At 74.7% G+C, this 17133-nt stretch carries 19 protein-coding genes and 1 pseudogene; 5 read left to right on the plus strand and 15 right to left on the minus strand.

Features of this window, described 5'->3' with window-relative positions; all coding sequences use genetic code 11:
* The first annotated feature begins 4 nt into the window (after positions 1 to 4).
* Positions 5 to 514, plus strand: a complete 510-nt coding sequence (locus tag GKE82_RS23350) for a hypothetical protein (protein WP_154735346.1) — start codon at positions 5 to 7, stop codon at positions 512 to 514.
* Here GKE82_RS23350 and GKE82_RS23355 read toward each other — a convergent pair.
* Complete coding sequence (locus GKE82_RS23355) at positions 480 to 1709, minus strand: S8 family serine peptidase (protein WP_154735347.1); 1230 nt, start codon at positions 1707 to 1709, stop codon at positions 480 to 482. The two genes, GKE82_RS23350 and GKE82_RS23355, sit on opposite strands and share 35 nt — an antisense overlap.
* Before the next feature lie 164 nt (positions 1710 to 1873).
* Here GKE82_RS23355 and GKE82_RS23360 point away from each other — a divergent pair, with 164 nt between their 5' ends.
* On the plus strand, positions 1874 to 2731 hold the full coding sequence (locus GKE82_RS23360) for a hypothetical protein (protein WP_154735348.1): 858 nt from the start codon (positions 1874 to 1876) through the stop codon (positions 2729 to 2731).
* 21 nt (positions 2732 to 2752) lie between these two features.
* On the opposite strand, the gene GKE82_RS23365 is transcribed toward GKE82_RS23360, so the two are convergent.
* The 3 genes from GKE82_RS23365 to GKE82_RS23375 form a co-directional block, all read right to left on the minus strand.
* Positions 2753 to 3151, minus strand: a complete 399-nt coding sequence (locus GKE82_RS23365; protein ID WP_154735349.1) for a hypothetical protein — start codon at positions 3149 to 3151, stop codon at positions 2753 to 2755.
* 156 nt (positions 3152 to 3307) lie between these two features.
* Positions 3308 to 4057: an A24 family peptidase gene (locus GKE82_RS30215; RefSeq protein WP_154735350.1), complete on the minus strand. Its 750-nt coding sequence runs from the start codon at positions 4055 to 4057 to the stop codon at positions 3308 to 3310.
* Positions 4054 to 4302, minus strand: a complete 249-nt coding sequence (locus GKE82_RS23375; protein ID WP_154735351.1) for a hypothetical protein — start codon at positions 4300 to 4302, stop codon at positions 4054 to 4056. Before GKE82_RS23375 ends, GKE82_RS30215 begins: the two co-directional genes overlap by 4 nt.
* Positions 4303 to 4850: 548 nt before the next feature.
* Between GKE82_RS23375 and GKE82_RS31700 the strand changes: the two are divergent.
* The 3 genes and pseudogenes from GKE82_RS31700 to GKE82_RS23390 all read left to right on the plus strand — a co-directional run.
* Positions 4851 to 5342 (plus strand): annotated as a pseudogene (locus GKE82_RS31700) (hypothetical protein); the annotation flags it as partial.
* An 88-nt stretch (positions 5343 to 5430) separates the two neighbouring features.
* Complete coding sequence (locus GKE82_RS29340; RefSeq protein ID WP_230317226.1) at positions 5431 to 6258, plus strand: hypothetical protein; 828 nt, start codon at positions 5431 to 5433, stop codon at positions 6256 to 6258.
* Between the two features lie 202 nt (positions 6259 to 6460).
* Positions 6461 to 8923, plus strand: a complete 2463-nt coding sequence (locus GKE82_RS23390; RefSeq protein WP_196189436.1) for an ATP-dependent helicase — start codon at positions 6461 to 6463, stop codon at positions 8921 to 8923.
* Between the two features lie 211 nt (positions 8924 to 9134).
* On the opposite strand, the gene GKE82_RS23395 is transcribed toward GKE82_RS23390, so the two are convergent.
* The 11 genes from GKE82_RS23395 to GKE82_RS23445 form a co-directional block, all read right to left on the minus strand.
* The gene (locus tag GKE82_RS23395) at positions 9135 to 9656 is read right to left on the minus strand and encodes a hypothetical protein (RefSeq protein WP_154735355.1); all 522 of its coding nucleotides are present in this window, start codon (positions 9654 to 9656) and stop codon (positions 9135 to 9137) included.
* Positions 9657 to 9906: 250 nt separating this feature from the next.
* Complete coding sequence (locus tag GKE82_RS23400) at positions 9907 to 10602, minus strand: hypothetical protein (RefSeq protein ID WP_154735356.1); 696 nt, start codon at positions 10600 to 10602, stop codon at positions 9907 to 9909.
* Positions 10599 to 10904 carry a hypothetical protein gene (locus tag GKE82_RS23405; RefSeq protein WP_154735357.1) on the minus strand — a complete coding sequence of 102 codons (306 nt, stop codon included), beginning with the start codon at positions 10902 to 10904 and terminating at the stop codon, positions 10599 to 10601. Before GKE82_RS23405 ends, GKE82_RS23400 begins: the two co-directional genes overlap by 4 nt.
* Positions 10905 to 10960: 56 nt before the next feature.
* Positions 10961 to 11254, minus strand: a complete 294-nt coding sequence (locus tag GKE82_RS23410) for a hypothetical protein (protein WP_154735358.1) — start codon at positions 11252 to 11254, stop codon at positions 10961 to 10963.
* 193 nt (positions 11255 to 11447) lie between these two features.
* Positions 11448 to 12566: a hypothetical protein gene (locus GKE82_RS23415; protein ID WP_154735359.1), complete on the minus strand. Its 1119-nt coding sequence runs from the start codon at positions 12564 to 12566 to the stop codon at positions 11448 to 11450.
* Between the two features lie 28 nt (positions 12567 to 12594).
* Positions 12595 to 12879, minus strand: coding sequence for a hypothetical protein (locus GKE82_RS23420; RefSeq protein WP_154735360.1), 285 nt, complete (start codon positions 12877 to 12879; stop codon positions 12595 to 12597).
* Positions 12876 to 13892: a hypothetical protein gene (locus tag GKE82_RS23425; protein WP_154735361.1), complete on the minus strand. Its 1017-nt coding sequence runs from the start codon at positions 13890 to 13892 to the stop codon at positions 12876 to 12878. The genes GKE82_RS23420 and GKE82_RS23425 overlap by 4 nt, the downstream gene beginning before the upstream one ends.
* Positions 13893 to 13971: 79 nt before the next feature.
* The gene (locus tag GKE82_RS23430; protein ID WP_154735362.1) at positions 13972 to 14703 is read right to left on the minus strand and encodes a hypothetical protein; all 732 of its coding nucleotides are present in this window, start codon (positions 14701 to 14703) and stop codon (positions 13972 to 13974) included.
* A complete protein-coding gene (locus tag GKE82_RS23435; RefSeq protein WP_154735363.1) occupies positions 14700 to 15674 on the minus strand; it encodes a hypothetical protein in 975 nt (324 codons plus the stop codon). Before GKE82_RS23435 ends, GKE82_RS23430 begins: the two co-directional genes overlap by 4 nt.
* 110 nt (positions 15675 to 15784) lie before the next feature.
* Complete coding sequence (locus GKE82_RS23440) at positions 15785 to 16621, minus strand: hypothetical protein (protein WP_154735364.1); 837 nt, start codon at positions 16619 to 16621, stop codon at positions 15785 to 15787.
* On the minus strand, positions 16618 to 17112 hold the full coding sequence (locus GKE82_RS23445; RefSeq protein ID WP_154735365.1) for a hypothetical protein: 495 nt from the start codon (positions 17110 to 17112) through the stop codon (positions 16618 to 16620). The genes GKE82_RS23440 and GKE82_RS23445 overlap by 4 nt, the downstream gene beginning before the upstream one ends.
* Between the last annotated feature and the right edge of the window lie 21 nt (positions 17113 to 17133).

A 17133-nucleotide genomic window follows, 5' to 3' on the forward strand; every position in this document is an offset into this window, starting at 1 on the left:
GGGCATGGAGCGATGGCGTGATTCGCGATGGGCGCTGGCGGCGCGCGGGGTCCCCGGGGCGTTGCTGTTGTGGCCGGTCGTGCAGCTGGGGCCGGTCGGGGCGCTGGTGCTCGTGGCGACGGGCCTGCTGCCCTGGCTTGAAGGCCTGTCGCGGGCCTGGTGGCTTGCCCCCGGGCGCACCGTGGCGCTCGCCGTGATGGCGGGCGCGGTCACCGCCGCGGGCATCGTGGCCCTGATGGTGGGCGGGCATCTGGTGCTCGCCGGCTGGCTCGGCGCCGCGGTGTGGGGCTGGGGGCGTGTGGCGCTGCGGGCCCGGCGGGGGCGGGCGGCGCTGGGCCGCGGGCGCCCCGTGATGCTGGCCTGCGGCTTGGGGGCGATCCCCGCGTGGTGGCTCTACGGGGACGACGTGCGCGTGCTGGTGGCCTGCGGCCTGATCGCGGCCTACGCCGGGGTGGGCGCGTTCCTGGCGCTGCCGGCGTTCACCACGGGGGCTGCACGCGGCCAGCGCGGCTGATGACCCAGAGCTCGTCCTGGTCGCTGCCGCGCGGCGCGATCTGCAGGCTGATCGAGAGGGTCCGGCGGGTGCGCGGGACCCGCAGCCGGACCGTCCGGGTCGCGGACACGGCGAAGCGACGGGTCGAGGAGCCGTCGGCGGTCGTGACGCGGACCCAGATCCCGTGGCCGACCAGTTCGCGGCGCATCCGCAGCCTGAGGTCGGTCGCGCCGGGGACGCGCCGGGCCCGGACCGACTGCACGTAGCTGGGCAGCTGCTCCAGGGCCTCGTTGGAACGCTCGGGCAGGGCAGCCGGCGCCGCCGGGGCGGCGGGGGGCGGGCCCGCGGGTGCGCCGGTCGGCGGGATGATCCCGAACCGCAGCTGGGGGTGGGGTCGGGCGCTGGCGCGCAGCTGCTGGGCGGCCTGCTGGACGCTGATCTGCTGCTGCACGGCGATGCGGGCGATCAGGCCGGCGATCTGCGGTGCGGCGAAGCTGGTGCCGCTGCTGCTGGTCCAGGCGCCGCTCGCCGTGCGGGTCCGGACGTCGCTGCCCGCAGTCGCGAGATCGACGCGGGTGCGGCCGCGCGCGGAGAACCAGGCCAGCTGGTCGCCGGTCGTGTCGGTCGCGCCGACCAGCAGGTACCCGGGATGCAGGGCCAGGTCGCGCGGTGTCGTCGCGGGCTCGCGATCGAGGTCCTCGCTGCGGTTGCCGGCGGACGCGACCACCACGCCGCCACGGTCCAGGTAGGCCTGGACCGCGTCGCGGTCGAGCTGGCTGGAGGCGTTGCTGCGCTGGCGGGCCAGGACCATGATCGGGGCGTCCATCGCCTCGAGGTAGGGGGTGAACCGGTGAAACTCCAGCCCGCGCTCCTGGACGGAGAGCACCGGGCTGCCGGCCGAGAGGCGCTGGGCGAGGTCGGCGACCCCCGTCTCGTGCTCGATGCCGCGGCTGTCGGTGGTCGGGGTCGGCGCAATCCCGTGCACATCATCGACGTAGCCGTTGCGGTCGTCGTCGACCATATTGCCGGGCACCTCCCCGGGGTTGGTGAACAGCTGCAGGCCCGCCGTCTCGCTGACCCGGTCGCCGACGACCGCGATCGTGGGCGGCTGCTGACGCGCGGCCCCGAGGAACTGGGCGGGTCCGAGCGCGGCGGCCGCGAGCGCGACGAGCACGAGCACAGCGGCGAGGCACGGGCGGATGACGGAGCGAACCATGAGCGTCGACGCTGGCACACCGCGCCGGCCCCGAGCGCGATCGCGGGGACCGGCATTCCCCCGGCGGCGAAAGGGTCCGAATCCCCGCCCGCTATAGGGTGAGCGTCTCCCCGCCCCCCGGGGGCTGCCGTCCGGGCCAGACCGGCGCGCAGTCCGTCAGTCCCATGCCCGTCCCTCCCAATCGGCCCAGCGAGCTCGGCGCTGCTCTTGATGAGCAGGTCGGTCGTGCGCTGGAAGCGTGGCCGACGCAACAGGCAGCGTGCCGGGAGCGGCTGGCCGAGTCCCTGGCGGCGTTCCCCGTCGCGCTGGAGCAGCAGCTGCACGCCGCCCGCGACGGTCACCCGGGACACGAAGCGATCGCGGGCCTGCTGGCGGGCCTGCTGGCCGGCGCCGCGCGCGTGGACGGGCATGAGCCCGCGGGCTCAGGACGCTGGCCGTCGTGGGTGGAGCTGGAGCTCTGGCGCACCGCTCGCACCGGGACCGCGAGCCTGATGCACTGCGCCGACCCACTCCGCGCGCGAGCGCTCTGCACCGACCTTCCCGCACCGGCCCAGGCCGACGATGACGCGCTGGTCGTCGCAGCCCTGGAGTGCGTCAGCGACGGGCTGTGGCCGTGGCTGTGGTCACGGCAGGCCGCAGACCGCGAGCAGGTCGACGCGCTGAGCGCCGCCATCCAGCAGGCTCTCACAGGGCTCCCCGCGCAGACCCCGATCACCGGTGAGCAGCTGCTGCTGGAGTCGATCGCGTGGCTCTCGGGCACCGTGCCGTTCGAGCAGGACTGGGTCGATCTCCTATTCCGCTACGCCGCGCGGAGCACCCCGACCGCCGTCGATCGACGCGACCTGGCCGCCGCAGCGAGCGCGGCGATCGCGCTGCGCGGCATCCCCGACCGCGACCGGGTGGTCTGGCGCGATCTCGCCTCGGCCCTGGTGCTCGAGCGCCATGACCGCCTGGAGGACGGGCCGTCGACCACCAGTCGCGACCTCGCGCTGCTCACCATCGCCGTCCTCGCAGACCGCTGACACCCCGCCCGCGGGGGGCGGCTACCAGGGGCTCTGTGAGTAGGTTCCGGGCGCCGCTGTGGTGGTGTGCGCCTGGCGGCTTTCGGCCTCCAGCGGGTCGACCAGCGCCCGTTCGGGCGCGGCGGTTGGGTCGGCGTGCGGGTCGTCGGTGAGGCTGCTGACCACGGCGACCGCGGCGGCGAGCAGGCCCAAGAGGACGGTGGTGGAGGGCCGGGTCTGCAGCGCGGCCTGCAGCTGTGCTTGCAGCGTGTCGGTGACGCGTTGGGGCAGGGCGGCGCCGAGCGTCTGGTCGGGCAGGTCGCCGACCTTGGGGGTGCGCGCGGCGGCCCAGGCCAGGGCGGCGGCCATCGCGCCGGCGCCGAGCGTGCGGGGCGCGCGGCGGCGGGCGCCCACGGTGACGGCGGCGCCGAGCAGGACCACCGCGAGCGCGATCCAGTCCGATGAGGTGCTGCGGGTGATCGTGGCCTGCAGGTGCAGCTGGTTGGCGAGCGTGCTGGCGTTGTCCGGGGAGGCTGACCGTCCACCAGGCCGGGATCGCCAGGGCGGCGGTGGCGGAGGCGCTGATCTGGCGCAGGTTCATGTCGAGACCGTGGTCGTGGTGGCCAGCAGCGTCCACAGCACGGTGCTCGCGGCGATGCCGGGGACCATCGGGACGCCGGTGTTGCGGAGCCCGTGGACGTTGCGGTGACGGCGCGCGATGACGGCCAGCAGCAGCAGCGAGATCAGGGCGGCGGTGATCAGGACGTAGCCGATGCGCCACTGGACCATCAGCGCCGCGAGGCTGAGGAGGTAGGCGTCGGCGATGCCCATCGGCAGCAGGAGGGCGACCGCGCCGAGGACCCCGAGGGTGACCAGCGCGTAGGGCCAGGCGCGCGCGGCGAGGTCCGGGTCCAGGACCGTCAGGGCGCCGGCGAGCGTGAGGGCCCCGGCGATCCAGAGGGTGTGCGGCAGGATCGCCAGTTCCCAGTCCACCAGCGCGGCCGGGACCATCACCAGGATCGCGGCGATCGCGATCGCCAGCAGCGCGGGGTCGTCGTGGTGCACGAGCGCCGCGATCGCGAACAGGACGCTGGTGGCGGCCTCGACCAGCGGGTAGCGCGCGCTGATCGGTGTGGCGCAGCAGCTCGAGCGGCCGCGCAGCCACAGCCAGCCGAGGACCGGGACGTTGTGGTGGGCGGCGATCGGCGTCGAGCACTTCGGGCACGCGGACCGCCCGAGCAGGCTGCGCCGATTGGGCAGGCGGTGGATCGCCACGTTGAGGAACGAGCCGTAGACCAGGCCCATCACCGCAGCCACGGCGGCCAGTGCGACGGGGTTGGTGCTCATGGGGCGTCGAAGAGCTCGCGGCGGGTCGCGGCAGCGCGCTCCGCGGCGGTGAGCGCCTGGGTGTCCTCGTCGGCGAGCTCCCCGAGGATCTCGACGATCGCCGAGAGCACGAGCATGAACGCCAGCGGGAGCACGACGACGACCAGGACGGCCTGGTCGATCCCGGGGCGGTCCAGGCCGACCAGCACCACCAAGGCGGCGCCGGCCAGGAGCGCGGTTCCGCGCAACAGGTTGCGTGAGTCCATGCTCATGACGCTACGAGCGTGCTGCTAGCCGGCGGCGCGCTCCGCCGTTCACCTCCCCCGCGGGAAGGGGTGAACGCGAGGTGAACCGCCGCGAACGGGTGCGGGCCGGGCGGGAGCATCACAGCCTGATGGGAGACTGCCGCCCCGTGAGATTCCGTCGCCGCCGCGCTGTGAACGCCCTTCGTGCCCACGTGGCCGAGCACGGCTATGCCGTGGTCCGTCGTCGCGCCCAGGACGACGGCCGCATGATGGCCTACACCGTCGGGCTGCCCGGCGGCGAGCTGGTCGTCTTCGGCGGCGACGGGGGAGACAGCCGAGCGGCGCCTGCGCGACCTCGTCGCCCAGCGGGTCTGCGGCGCCGAGGCACCCGGACTGCAGATGCCGCCGGAGGCGCGCGAGCACCTCACCTACGCCTGCCTCTACCACGGCGACGCCAGCGCCTTCGACGCGCATCTGCACTGACCCGGCGCGCGCGCCACGGATGTCCGTCAGAGACCGGCCCTAGCGTCCGAGCGGTGGAGGGCGCGCTGCGCACACCCCAGCCCGCGATGGGCGTCTGTCGGACCGGCTGGCTGGTGCAGCGGCCGGGCGAGCTCGGCCGGCTGGACCGCGTGCTGGCGCTGGCACGAGGCAGCGGCGAGCCGGTCGGGATCGACTTCGAGACCGACGGGCTGGATCCCGAGAAGGGCGCGCGAGCGATGGTGATCGCCGTGGCGGTGCGTGGCCGGCCCCCTGTCGTGGTCGACGTCTGGAACGTGCCCGCGAGCGAGGTGCTGGTGCGGCTGCATGAGCATCCCGGCGTCCTGCTGGCCCATCACGCCCCGTTCGAACTCGCGTTCTGCCGGCGCGAGCTCGGCGTCGAGCTGCAGCAGCTGGTGTGCACCCGTCGGCTCTACCAACAGGCCCGCCTGGAGCGGCTCGGCATCGACCCGCAGGAACACGGGACCAACCTCGCCGCATGCGTGCGTCACCTGCTCGGCTGGGATCTGGACAAGCGCTGGCAAGCGGGCCCGTGGAACCGACGGCCGATGAGCGTCGGCCAGATCCGCTACGCCGGGATCGACGCGCTCGTGCTGCCGCCGCTGGCCGCCGCCATCACACGCTGGCGCGGCGAGTTAGGGTCAGCGCATGCGCTTGGGTCGATGGTTCGCTGGTCTTGCCGTGGTCGCTGCGGGCGGCGCCGCCGTGCCGCCCTCCCCTGCGCTCGCGCAAGGCGAGTTGCCGCCGTGCCCGACCAGCGAAGAGCAGGTGGAGATCCAGGCGCCGCAGTACGTTCGCAGCGGCCGGGGCTACACGATCCGGGCCGAGAAGGACCTCGGCCAGGGGATCGAGGCGCTGGCGATCACGTACACGGTCGCGGGCAAGTCGACCACCGAGGTGGTGCCCTTCCAGGACGAGTCGCTGCGGATCGTCCGGGCCGCGCCGACGTCCGGGACGCTCGGCCTGCGGTTCGACTGGGCCGAGAACCCGGGCGAGCAGGACGCCTGCCGCGGCAGCGACACCTACGCGCGCATCCCCGTCATCGGGGCCAACCTCAAGGCAGGACGGCCCGGTGTCACGCGGTTCGTGGGCCGGTACCGAGCGACCGTCGCGGACGCGCGCGGCTCTGAATCGTGGACGATGCGTCCGAACTGCGACGTGTTCGGTTGCGGGACGCGCGTGCGCTCCAGCGGGACGCTGCGCGGGACCTTCTTCCCGCAGGACGACGGGACCTACCGCCTCACGCGGCGCGTCAGCGCCGGCTTCTGCAGCGTGACCTACGCCGACGGACGGAAAGCGAAGTGGACGATCTTCGCCTCCCAGCGCGTCTCGCTGCGCGTCACCGCAAGCCGCGGCGGCGTGGCCACGCGATTCAGCGGGCGAGAGACCATCAGCTACGACGTCCCCTCCGACCCCGTCGGAGCCTGCAAGCCACCCCGGACCGAGCGGACCAGGGTGACGGTCGTGCGCCGCTGAACCCGGCAGCCATCGGCCACGGGCCGTCCGGGCCCGGCGTCCGGGCGGCTACCCGAGGCTGGCTGTCGCGTCCGCCAACGGCCAGGCGACCGTGCGCGCCACGATGGGCGCGGCCGACGGGGTGAGGCGTCTGCCGTGTGTCAGGGGTCGCTCTCAGACTGCGCGGGGTGCAGTCCTCCTCTCCCCCGGCACCAACGCCGCTGTGCGGCTGACCTGGTCTGCGCGTCCGGTCCCGGACGGGTGGCCGTGCTTCTCCACCGCGCAGCTGAACGCGCTGCTGGACCGATCGGCGCGCCCCGCGGGCGAGCCGATCGAGCTCGAGCCGTGCGCCGCCCCGGTCCTGGCGGCGATGCGCGAGCACGGACGTGTCGGCGTCGAGGTGCTCGCACCGGTCCCCAACCTCGCCGCGTTGCGGCTGCTGCTGGGGTTCGTGCTCGGGCCGGCATGCAGCCTGGATGTCCGGGTGCATGTGCGGTGTCCATGGCCGTGGGAACCGGAGGTCTGGGCGCGCGATCCACAGATGGTCGACACGCAGGTCGGCTACGCCTGGACGGTCCAACGGCTCGCGTTTCGCGCCGAGCAGTTGCTCGGGCGCGCAGCGACGATCGGCCCGTTGCCCGCGTCGCAGGGTGACCTAGACCGGGCGCAGCGCGCGGCGGCCCGGGCGCTCGTCGACGGGCCGGTGCAGGTGATCGCGCCGGCCGGGTCGGGCAAGACGCGAGTGCTGATCGAGCGCTGCCGGCTGCTGGCCGCAGCGGGCGTGCCCGCGCAGCGGCTGCTGTGCCTGACGTTCTCCCGGGCAGCCGCCGAGGAGCTGCAGGAGCGCCTGGCCGCCGTCGGGCTCGCGCAGGTGCAGGTCCGCAGCTTCCACGCGCTCGGGCGCGAGGTGCTGCGCGCCGGCGGCCGACTGCGCGGCGGGCCGATCACGGCACCGGCGGGTGTCTGGCGCCAGCTGGCGTTCCGGGCGCGCGAAGCGGTCACCGCGGCCGGACACCGCGGGGCGTGGATCGAACCTGAGGTGCTGGCGGACCACGTCGGCCAGACCAAGACGATCTGGCAGCGCTCACCGGCCCAGGAGTTCGCGCGCCTGGACGGGACGGCCGAGCTGTCCGAGCGCGACCGCACCCTGCAGGTCGGGTACGCCCTGTACGAGCGCTGGCTGCAGCGCGAGAACCGCGTCGACTTCGACGACCTCGTGCTGCAGGCCGCGAACCTGCTCGCCGCCGACGCGCAGCTGCGCGCGGGCTGGCAGGACCGCTGGGACGCCGTGCTCGTGGACGAGCACCAGGACACCGACCCCGGACAGGACCGGCTGCTGCGGATCCTCAGCGCCCCCCACGATCGGCTCACCGTGGTCGCCGACGAGGCCCAGGTCCTCTTCTCCTGGCGCGCCGCGTCGGTCGGACGGGTGCTGCAGATCGACCGCACCTACCCCGCGATCGAGCGGCACCTGCTGCGCTTCAACTACCGCTGCCACCCGCACATCACCCGCGCGGCCGCGCGGATGATCGCGCGCAACGCCCACCAGTTCGCCAAGCCGATCGACGTCCCCGAGCACCTGGACCTCGAGCACCGCGACGACCCGCCGGCCGCCCGCGTGCTGCACCTCCCCACCGCCGAGCTGACCGAGGAGTGCGCGCGGCTGGTGCGCGAGCACGGCGAGACCGACGTCGCGCTGCTGGCCCGCACCGTCCGCACGCTGCGGCAGGCCGCCGTGGACCTCGCGCGTCGCGGGGTCCTGATCCGCGGGCCGCGAGCACTGTTCGAGCCCGGTCCGCTGCGCGCCGGGATGCTCGCGCATCTCGCAGTGCTCGAGGACCCGCAGGCCGCCTCGACCGGTGACCTGGAGCGGATGTTCCGCACACCAGGTCGCGGAATGGTGCCGGAGTGGTCGGCCGCGATGCACCGCGCGCTGCCGCAGCTGTGGGACGAGGCCGCACCGTTCTCCCAGGCGCTGGAGATCGCGCTCAGCGAGGCCGCCAGCGACTACCCGGCCTGGCTGCTGCGCCGCGCTCGCGCGGCGATGCGCGAGCTCGACACGGTCGTGCCCGCGGCGCGCTCACACGACGCCCACGCGGTCGTCCGCGCGCTGCGCGACCGCGGCGGCCTGGACCGCCACTACGCGCAGCTGGCGCGCCTGGCCGCCGGCGGCACCGTCGCCCACGACGGGCCCGAGGAACTCGACCACCTCGAACGGCTCGCCCGCGGCGCCACGCTCACCGACCTGCGCGACCGTCTCCACCAGGAGCAGCGGCTCCTGGCCGAGCACCGCGACGACGAGCGCGGCGTGACGCTCAGCACGATCCACGCGGCCAAGGGCCGCGAATGGCCCGTGGTGATCGTCTACGGCGCCTCGGACTGCGAGCTGCCCCACCGCCGCAGCGTGCAAGAGGCCACGCCCGGCCTGGACGGCCCCTACGGCCTGGAGGACGAACGCCGCCTGGCCTACGTCGCGTTCACCCGCGCGCGCCGCGAGCTGCTCGTGCTCTGCGACCGCCAGGAACCGATCAGCCGCTTCTGCGCCGAAGCCGACCTCCCCACCCACGACCGGCAAGCCGCGCGCCTCTCCCCCACCCCACCACGCAGACCGCGCCTGCCGCAGCACTGGCTCGTGCCCCAAGCGCCGACGCAGCGCGCAGAGGCCCCCCCACGCCTGCTCTTCTGAACCGCGTTCGGGGAGACCCGGTAGGTCAGGTGGGCGGACAACGGACGACCTGCCGCCGGGTGCCTTGTGGTCGCCGCATCCGACCCGGCCAGCGACAACGCGACGGCACGGACACCGACCACGCGGTTCCCGAGCGCGGCCGCGCGGCTCCCGCCGCCGATACCCGATGCACCGACCGTGAGCCTGGCGAATCGGGCGGTGCTCGTCCGCGCTAGAGGACCAGAGAGCCAACAAGCGCCAGCCCGCTGAGCAGGAAGACCGCGGCGAAGAAGTTCAACCATCCCGCGGGGCGGTTGCTGTCGACGGCGAGGTGACGCTCGTTGGCGCTGACCCGCAGGACCGCCGCGAAGACGAGCAGCAGAACAGCCGTGACGATCTGGTGTGCGTGGCTTGGTGGAAGGACGGCGGCGGCGCCGACGACGACGGGCAGGAGCGCCCACAGCCCCGCCATCTGCTTTGCCTCCGCGGCCCGCGACTTGTACTGCTTCGCGCCCGCGAGCCGCCGGGCCCTCAGGGGCGCCGCCGAACGCGTCGTACAGGTGTCAGCCGACGCCTCGGTGATGCGCGCCTGGTCCTCCCGAACACGCTCCAGCAACGGGAAGGAGAGCAGCGATAAGGCCAGGACGCCGGCGATCACGCGGAGAGTTTCCGCGGGTAGCTCGGCACCGCACAAGAGGAGCACGGCGAGGTAGGCGGCGAAGAAGGCAAAGAGGCGAGCGGGGGGCAGAGACATGGTGCATTCACCATGCCCGGCCCCGCGACACAATTTCACGTTTTCCGTTAGCCGCTGTCGCGCAGATCGGTCGGCCTCGCCCCACGAACGCGCCGTCGGCTCGATACGCGCCTCCGCGCCTGCCCCTCGCCGCGGTTCACCGCCTGGCGTTGGCGAGCACGCGAGCCGGATCCTCACCAGCCACGATGGTCGGCCCGGGCTCCCCCGGCTGCCGGGGTTCCGCGGGTCTGGGGCGACGGCCCGGTGGTGTTCAGTGGTGGTCGAGTTGCTGGGTGTACTGGGGCCAGGTGGTGAAGTGTCGGCGCACGGCGGCGGCGGGCGGCCAGATCCGTTCGAGTTCGCCGGCGAGGTCGAGGTTGGGGCGGTACCAGTCGGCGGGTGTGGGGGCGCGCGCGAAGCTGCGGATCCAGAGGTCGCCGGCCTCGAGGAGGTCGTCTGCGGTGAGCTGGAGGGTGGTTGGCAGGACGATGCCGGGGCGGGAGGCGGCGGCGATGTAGTCGGCCCAGGTTCCGTGGAGTGCGCGGACGAGTTGTGGGCGGGGCCAGTGGCCGCCGTGGAGGCGGTGGTCGCGGTCGGTGCCGCGTCGGGTGAAGTCCCCGGGGCGTGGCCAGTCGCCGTGGGCGTGGCGCCATGCAGCGGCGGCGGCGAGGGTTTCGCCGAGGGTGAACTTGCGCCGCGATCCGCGCTCGCAGTACACGCACAGCAGGCTTGAGCGGGCCTGTCCGCGGGAGCCGTCTGTGGGGCCTGCGCAGGCGACGCAGACGCCTTGCTTGCGGGCGCGCGCGATGCGGTCCCGACGGCCGCTGGGGTCGTGGTGCAGCTGGCTGATCCGTTGGACGGACAGCGGGGCGCTGCCGTCGCGGTCGGCGAGCAGCCGGGCGACGTCGCTGCGGGTCAGGCCGGCGGCGCGCAGGCGCGCGATCTCTTGGCGGCGAGGATCGTTCACCGCGGGGGACGGGGGCGCTGCAGCAGGGTCTGCAGGCAGACGAGGACGACGATGACACCGACGGCGGTGAGGCCGAGCTCCAGGAGGCTGCGCTGGGCGAGCATGCCGGAGATGCCTCCGTCGCCGTCGCGGCCGTTCCAGAGCTTGGAGACGGGGCCGGTGAGCGTCTGGGGGCTGGCGATGAGCAGCACGCCGAGGGCGAGCGTGGCGAGCGTCCAGAGGCCGCGAGCGGCGGTCGTGGCGTGGGCGCGGGGCGCCGGGCGCGGGTGGTCGGGGGGCTGCGGGGTGTGCCGGTGGGCCATGGGCGCCACGGTAGGCACGGGGTGTGCGGTGGCTGCGCGTTTGCGGGACGGCGCGTTCATCGGCTGGGGTTGGGGAGCGGGGCGCGCTCGCGGGCGGCGAGACCGTGGGCGTGGCCGGCGACGCTGTGGGTGTTGGTGGGGTCGGGTGCGGGCTCGTCGCGCAGCCCGGCGGCGTAGCCGTGGGCGTGGGCGGTGACGTGTGCTTGGGCCTCGGCGCTGAGGTGGTGCAGGGAGGTCGCGGCGAGGGCGGCGCTGGCGGCGGTGTAGCCGAGCTTGAGCGTTGCGCGGTCGCCGTGCATGAGGCCACGGACGAGCTCGAACGGGTCGTCAGGGATGGCGCTGTGGGGCATGCGACCGATGCTGGCGCCCACCGATGACACACAGCCGCACGTGCAGCCGAGATGCCGCCTCAACCGGGGCAAAAAAGGGGTCCGGGGGCGCGTCCGGCCCGGGGCGCCCCGGGGCCCCCGAGCCCGCCGCGGTGGGCGGGGTCGGGGGCCCGGTGGCGTGCCCGCAGGGGCCTGACGACGGGTGCGACGGGCGTCAGTCGTTCGGGAGTTCGTGCGGGGGGATGTCGAGTTCCCAGCAGGCGCCGTCGCGCAGGCGGGTGAGGGAGAGCTGGCAGCCGGCGTTGCGGGCGGGTCGCGCGGCGCGGTGCGCGGCGGTGTGGGCCGCCTGGTCGTCGGGATGGGTCGCGGCCCATCCGAGGAGGAGGTCCTGGTAGCCGTGGTCGTCGCTCAGGCGCGCGAGCACCGGGATGTAGCCGGCCTGCTCGAGGTCCTCGGTGCTCTCGGCCAGACCCTGCGCGGTCTGGGCCAAGAGCGCCAGGCGCTGCAGGCGTTCGGCGACCGGTGAGTCGGGGGTGTCGGGCGTGGAGAGGATGGCCAGCAGCAGGTGTGTGGCGGCGGGCGGGAGGTCGGCGTCGGGGGCGCAGGCGCCGAGGCCCAGGAGCGTGTAGGCGATGCGGTCCATCGTCGGGCCTCCCCCTTGCTCCCAGGTGCGCCCGTGGCTGTCGCAGTCCTGCGCGGGGTTGTAGGCGCCGTGCGGCCACTGGGCCACGACCCAGTCGCGGGCGGCCGGGTTCAGGACGCTGGTGTCGAGCCCGCGCTCGGCCAGGGGCACGGCGAAGTCCTCGAAGCGGTCGTAGGTGTTCGTGCGGTCGGTCGGGTCGGTCATCGGTCTCCTTCGGTCAGGGTGGGGGGGCAAGGGCAGTTGCGAGTCGGTCGGGGTGCTCGTGGTCCAGAGCTGCTGGACGTGGGCGGGCTCCTTGTCGGTGGCGCCGGCGAGCGCCACGGTGAGGAAGTGCTCGCGGCCGGGCCCGCCGCCCGGGGCGCGGCGTTGCAGCCAGACGCGCGGTATCTCGTCCTGGTGCTCGACGTTGCCGTGCGTGGCCAGCGCCGCGCTCAGCTCCTTCTGGGGCCCGGTCTGGCGGGCGGTGACGCTGCGGGCGACGAGGGGGCGGGCGCGGTCGCCGCGGGCGGGGTACCAGATCCTGCGGACCTCGTAGAGGGCCCAGGGGTCTCGTTCCAGGCGCTGCTGGTAGCAGGCAAGCAGGGCGTCGGCGGGCAGCTCGCGTGCGGCGGTGCGGAGGCGGCGGCCGGCGATGAGGCCCTGTCGCGGGTTGATCGCCACGGCGCGCTGCTCCAGCAGCAGGGCGGTCACGGCGGCCTGTCGGTGCGCGTGGTGGCGGTCAGGTGGGAAGGCCCACGCGGTGGCGCTGGTGGTGGTGCTCGCGGCGGGCGTGGTCGGCGAGGGCCTCGCAGCGGTCGGTGTGGGCGTGCAGGTCCTCGCTGGCCGCGTGGGCGCGCCAGGCGAGCTCGAGGAGGTTCATGGCGTGCAGGGCGTCGGCGATCCCGAGCTGGCGGCTGTGCTGCTGGGTTGCGCGGTCCAGGATGTGGGCGTGGGCGCCGTCCTGGATCTGGACGAGGTAGCGCTGCAGGTCGCTGGGGCCTGCCGGCGGGGTGATGTTGATCACGGGGTGTCGGTGATCGTGTAGGGGGTGGCGTAGGCGCTGTGGACGACGCCGGCGATGTCGTCGGACCAGGACATGCGCCCGGCGTCGAGCTCGACCGTGTCGGTGGTCAGGGCGACGGTCACGGTGCCGGTGATCGGGACGTCGTGGCCGCTGCCGTTGTAGCGGTCGTAGATGAGCAGGTAGGGGTCGGTGAAGGTGACGGTCTGCTGGGCGGCGATCGCGTCGACGATCTCCTTGGTGTCGGCGTGGCAGAGCACGACGAGCTCGCCGCCGTAGCTGGCCTCGGTCAGCAGCTCGTGCAGGCGCTCGTGGTTGGTGGTCGCGTTGATGCCGGCGGCCTTGGCGAGCCGGTTGGCGCTGCGGCGCAGCTGCGCGGGGGTGGCGCTGAGGTGCGACTCGATGTGCTCGGGCGCGCGCGGGAGGGCGAAGCGGAACATCCGCCGGCCGGTCTGGGCGGCCAGCTCGCCCAGGACGTCGAAGGTGTCGCGGTCGAAGATCGCCTCGCGCAGGTCCTCGTGGGCGCCGTCGTCGTCCTGGAGCGTGTCGCGGTGGCGCTCGTCGGGGATCAGCGACTCGAGCAGGGTGTGCAGGCCGTGCTCGCGGGTGTCGAGCTCGAACTCGGCGACGCTGTCCCAGACGTCGGGGTCGCTCCTGAGCAGCTGCCGGATCTGCTCGTCGGTGAGACCGTCGTCGTAGTGGACGTGGCCGAGCTTGACCGTTGCGGGGAGGGCGGCCAGGGCGGCCTGGAGGATGTCGCGGCTGGTCGGGTCGGGCGGGAGAGCGGCCCGGGCGCAGAGCGCGTGGTAGAGGTCGCGGCAGAGCTGCCGGGCGGCGTCGATCGACGGGTCCGGGGAGAGGGCGGCGAGCGAGTGGTGTGCGGCGTGGGCGCCGTTGAGCGCGGCCGCGAGCGCCGGGGCCATCCCGGCGGGCAGCGGCGCGCTGTCCTCGTCGGTGCGGTGGTCGTAGATGGTGTTGTCGGCCTGGGCCTCGTAGCCGGTGGTGGTGGTGATCATCGGTGTGCTCCGTTGTGCGTGGGTGGGTGCCCCTCCCCCGCGGCGTGTGGCGGGGGCGGGCGATGGCGGGGGGTGCGGGTCAGGGCGTCGGGTAGCGGTGGACCCACAGGCCCTTGGTGAGGCCGTGCGCGGCGTACGGGCCGCTGATCTGCGGCTTGGAGGTCGACCAGGTGCCGGTGCCGCTCCAGGGCGCGCAGTCGCGCAGCTTCTGGAAGCCGTCGGTGCGGTAGATCTGCCCGCCGGCTCCTGGGGTCGGCAGGCTGTAGGCGATGAGCGCCTGGATCGGCCACTGGGCGTTGCCGCCGTATCCGGGGTTGGCCCAGATCTCGGGGGCGATCTCGCGCGTGGCGCGCAGCAGGACCCGGGTCCATGCCGGGTCGGTGCTGTAGAGGCGCGCGAGCTCGACGACGTTGCGGCGGTGCAGGCCGGTGGCCTTGTCGACGCTGGCGCTGACCGTGGAGGCCAGCACCGTGTAGCCGACGGGGGCGCCCATGACGCTCAGGCGCAGCCACCGGACCCCGAACGGCCGGGTGCAGGGACCGAGCGCGTGCCCGGCCTGCAGAGCGGCGTTGGTCTCCGCGCGGGTGCTGAGCTCCAGCGACACCAGCGGCTGGCTGCCGGGGTTGCGGGCGGTGTGGTTGGCGGCCTGGTAGGCGGCGCCGGGCGCGGTGATGCCGGGGATCTGCAGCTGGCCGGTCGGGGTGGCCAGCAGCAACGGCGGCGGGCTCGCGTCGACGACCGGCGGGCGCGCCGCCCTGCGGGTGGCGGTGCGCGGCCCCAGCGGCGGGTGGTGGGCGGTGCGGGCGCTCATCGCGCGCTGGGGCTCAGGGCGTCGGCGAGGGCGCGCAGCGAGGTCTCGTGGCGGGTCGCCAGGAACGCCAGCGCGTCGTTGAGCGTCTCGTCGCTGAGCGCGACGGTGCGCGTGGCGCGGTCCTCGGGGCCGCGGACGTCCAGGACGTCGGCGGCCGGCTCGGCGTGCTCGTGCTGCTCGCGGGCGTCGGTGGGGCTGGTGGCCCACCACAGCCGCGTCCCGGTGCTGCTGCGCACCAGGTAGGTCTCGTGGGTCGGGACGTCGGGGAAGTCGGGGGCGTCGCGCAGGTCGGTCTCGCGCTCGACGAACTGCTGCAGCGCCGGGCCGGTGAGCTCAACGCCGAAGTACTGCTGGCGCGGCTCGGTGGTCTCGATGATCAGCCCGTCGCGGTCCAGCGCCCAGCTGTGCTGGCGCCAGAGGCCGTCGTCGCTGAGCGCCCAGCCGGTCGCGAGCGTGTGGGCGCGGCCGGCCTGCACCAGGAAGGCGGCGTTGGCGTGGCAGCCGTGGGCGGCGCCGCGCAGCAGCACGGCGCGCGGCGGGTCGGTGAGCAGGCCGTCGCGCAGCAGCTGGTCCATCTCGGGGTCCACCCCGCAGGCGACGATCAGGCGGCGGCCGCGGCCGGCCAGGCGACGCGCGAGCGCCTCGTAGGCGTCGCGCTGGGTGTGCAGGGCGCGCCGCTGGGCGTCGCTGCCCGCGAAGAACTCCAGCGGCGCGATCTCCCGGGGCTCCGGGGCCTCGGGAGTGTGGGCGCAGGAGCGGGCCAGGCGGCCGAGCCGGTGCTTGTGGTGGGCGCTGAGCTGGTGGGCGATGCGGGCATGGAGGGCGTGCAGGGCTGCCGCGGCGGTCGGTCCGGGCGCGGTGAGCTGCAGGACCTCGTCGGCGATGGAGTCGTGATGGGTGGCGCGCAGGTCGTCGACCAGGCGGTCGCGCTCGAGGTCCAGTCGCGCGGTCGCGGTGCTGGTGGTGTTCATCGGGTCGGTGCCTTTCGGTGTGGGCCCGGGCCGGCCCGCGCTGTCGGCGGGCGCGACCGTGGCCGTGTGGTGGTGAAGGTGCGTGGGGGCGCTGACGGAGCGGGCCGTGGTCAGGCGAGGGCCAGCTGGGTGGGTTCGGGGTCGGGGCCGGGGTCGGTGATGCCGAGGCGGTGCCAGGCCTCCAGGGCGCGCGGGAGCTGCTGGTGGGCGTGGACGTAGGCGCTGCGCAGGGCGCGGCGCAGCGCCGGGTCGCGGAGTCCCAGGGCGGTGAGCCACCGGTCGGGGGTGCGGCTGTGGGCGGCGGTGCGGCGCGGCCCGGTGTAGCGGTCGGCGAGCTGGTGCAGGCGGGCCTGGTAGATCGCCCAGAAGAGCTCGAACGGGTCGGTGGCGGTGGGGTGCTGGTCGGCGCGCTGGGCCCAGGGCTCGGTGATCTGCTGCTGCCAGGTCCACGGGGCGTCCGGGCGCACGAGGTCGGGGTGCATCAGCCGCTGGCGGGCCAGGAGCTGCCCGAGGGCGCGGTCGGGGGTCGGGATCCCCGCGGCGAGCAGGACGGTGGTCGCGGCCGCGGCGGGGTGGCGGCTGAGCGGGTCCAGGTCGGCGGGCAGGCCGGTGCGCGCGGTGAGGCGCGCTGGGGCCAGGAGCTCGCCGGTGTGCCGGCCGCCGCCGGGGAGGGTGTGGGCGGTGCCGGTGATCAGGCAGCGGGTGCTGATCTGGGGGCGTTGGGGGGTGTGGGTGTGGTGGACGCGGACGGGCAGCGGGCCGCGTGGCGTGTCGAGCAGCAGCGCCTGTCCGGCGGGGATGCTGTCGGGGTACAGGCCGTTGGCGGGGCAGCGTGTGCCGTGCCGGCTGCTGGTGGCGTCCAGGACGCGCGGGCCGCGGGTGTCGGTGACCGTCCGGATGGGCTGCTGGCAGGCGGGGCAGCGCCCGGCAGGTGGCGCGGCGCTCATGCGAGATCCGGGTGGCCCCAGCGGCGGGCCATCTCGCGGACGGCCTGCCGGGGGATCTGGGGGTTGGCGAGGGCGGCGCGCAGCTCCGCGCGCTGCTGGAAGCGCGCGCCGGTGGCCTGGAGGTCCTCGGGGGTCGGCGAGTGGCCGAGCCACTGGGTCAGGGCGGGGTCGTGCGGGTCGACGGTGAGCGTGACGGTGCCCTCCAGCGGGTCGTAGCGGCCGACCTGCAGGAGCAGGTGGGCGGGGATGAGCTGTCGCGCGACGGTGGGGTAGCGCTCGCGCTGGCGGCCGTGGGCGCGCGCGATGCGGTCGGCCCAGCGGCCGGGGGTGGTGGCGTACCGGTCGCCCTCGTAGTCGACGAGCAGCATCGGGCTGTCGTGGGGGTCGGTGAGGGTGATGAGGCCGCTGGCGGGCAGGATGTGCGCGGTGGCGGGGTGGTGCGGGTCGGGGGCGGGAACGAGGACGTGGGCGTGGGCGTCGGTGGTGCTCATGCGGTGTGCTCCCTTTGCGGT

The sequence above is a fragment of the Conexibacter sp. W3-3-2 genome, assembly GCF_009707605.1.
In the GTDB taxonomy this organism is placed as follows: domain Bacteria; phylum Actinomycetota; class Thermoleophilia; order Solirubrobacterales; family Solirubrobacteraceae; genus Paraconexibacter; species Paraconexibacter algicola.

Bases quoted from the DNA above. Each gene is read 5' to 3' on its own strand.
- GKE82_RS23375 (WP_154735351.1), bottom strand. From the start codon at position 4,302: ATGGACTCACGCAACCTGTTGCGCGGAACCGCGCTCCTGGCCGGCGCC.
- GKE82_RS23410 (WP_154735358.1), bottom strand. From the start codon at position 11,254: ATGCCCCACAGCGCCATCCCTGACGACCCGTTCGAGCTCGTCCGTGGC.
- GKE82_RS23425 (WP_154735361.1), bottom strand. From the start codon at position 13,892: ATGATCACCACCACCACCGGCTACGAGGCCCAGGCCGACAACACCATC.
- GKE82_RS23445 (WP_154735365.1), bottom strand. From the start codon at position 17,112: ATGAGCACCACCGACGCCCACGCCCACGTCCTCGTTCCCGCCCCCGAC.
- GKE82_RS29340 (WP_230317226.1), top strand. From the start codon at position 5,431: ATGCGCTTGGGTCGATGGTTCGCTGGTCTTGCCGTGGTCGCTGCGGGC.
- GKE82_RS23430 (WP_154735362.1), bottom strand. From the start codon at position 14,703: ATGAGCGCCCGCACCGCCCACCACCCGCCGCTGGGGCCGCGCACCGCC.
- GKE82_RS23395 (WP_154735355.1), bottom strand. From the start codon at position 9,656: ATGTCTCTGCCCCCCGCTCGCCTCTTTGCCTTCTTCGCCGCCTACCTC.
- GKE82_RS30215 (WP_154735350.1), bottom strand. From the start codon at position 4,057: ATGAGCACCAACCCCGTCGCACTGGCCGCCGTGGCTGCGGTGATGGGC.
- GKE82_RS23350 (WP_154735346.1), top strand. From the start codon at position 5: ATGGAGCGATGGCGTGATTCGCGATGGGCGCTGGCGGCGCGCGGGGTC.
- GKE82_RS23405 (WP_154735357.1), bottom strand. From the start codon at position 10,904: ATGGCCCACCGGCACACCCCGCAGCCCCCCGACCACCCGCGCCCGGCG.
- GKE82_RS23360 (WP_154735348.1), top strand. From the start codon at position 1,874: ATGCCCGTCCCTCCCAATCGGCCCAGCGAGCTCGGCGCTGCTCTTGAT.
- GKE82_RS23440 (WP_154735364.1), bottom strand. From the start codon at position 16,621: ATGAGCGCCGCGCCACCTGCCGGGCGCTGCCCCGCCTGCCAGCAGCCC.
- GKE82_RS23435 (WP_154735363.1), bottom strand. From the start codon at position 15,674: ATGAACACCACCAGCACCGCGACCGCGCGACTGGACCTCGAGCGCGAC.
- GKE82_RS23355 (WP_154735347.1), bottom strand. From the start codon at position 1,709: ATGGTTCGCTCCGTCATCCGCCCGTGCCTCGCCGCTGTGCTCGTGCTC.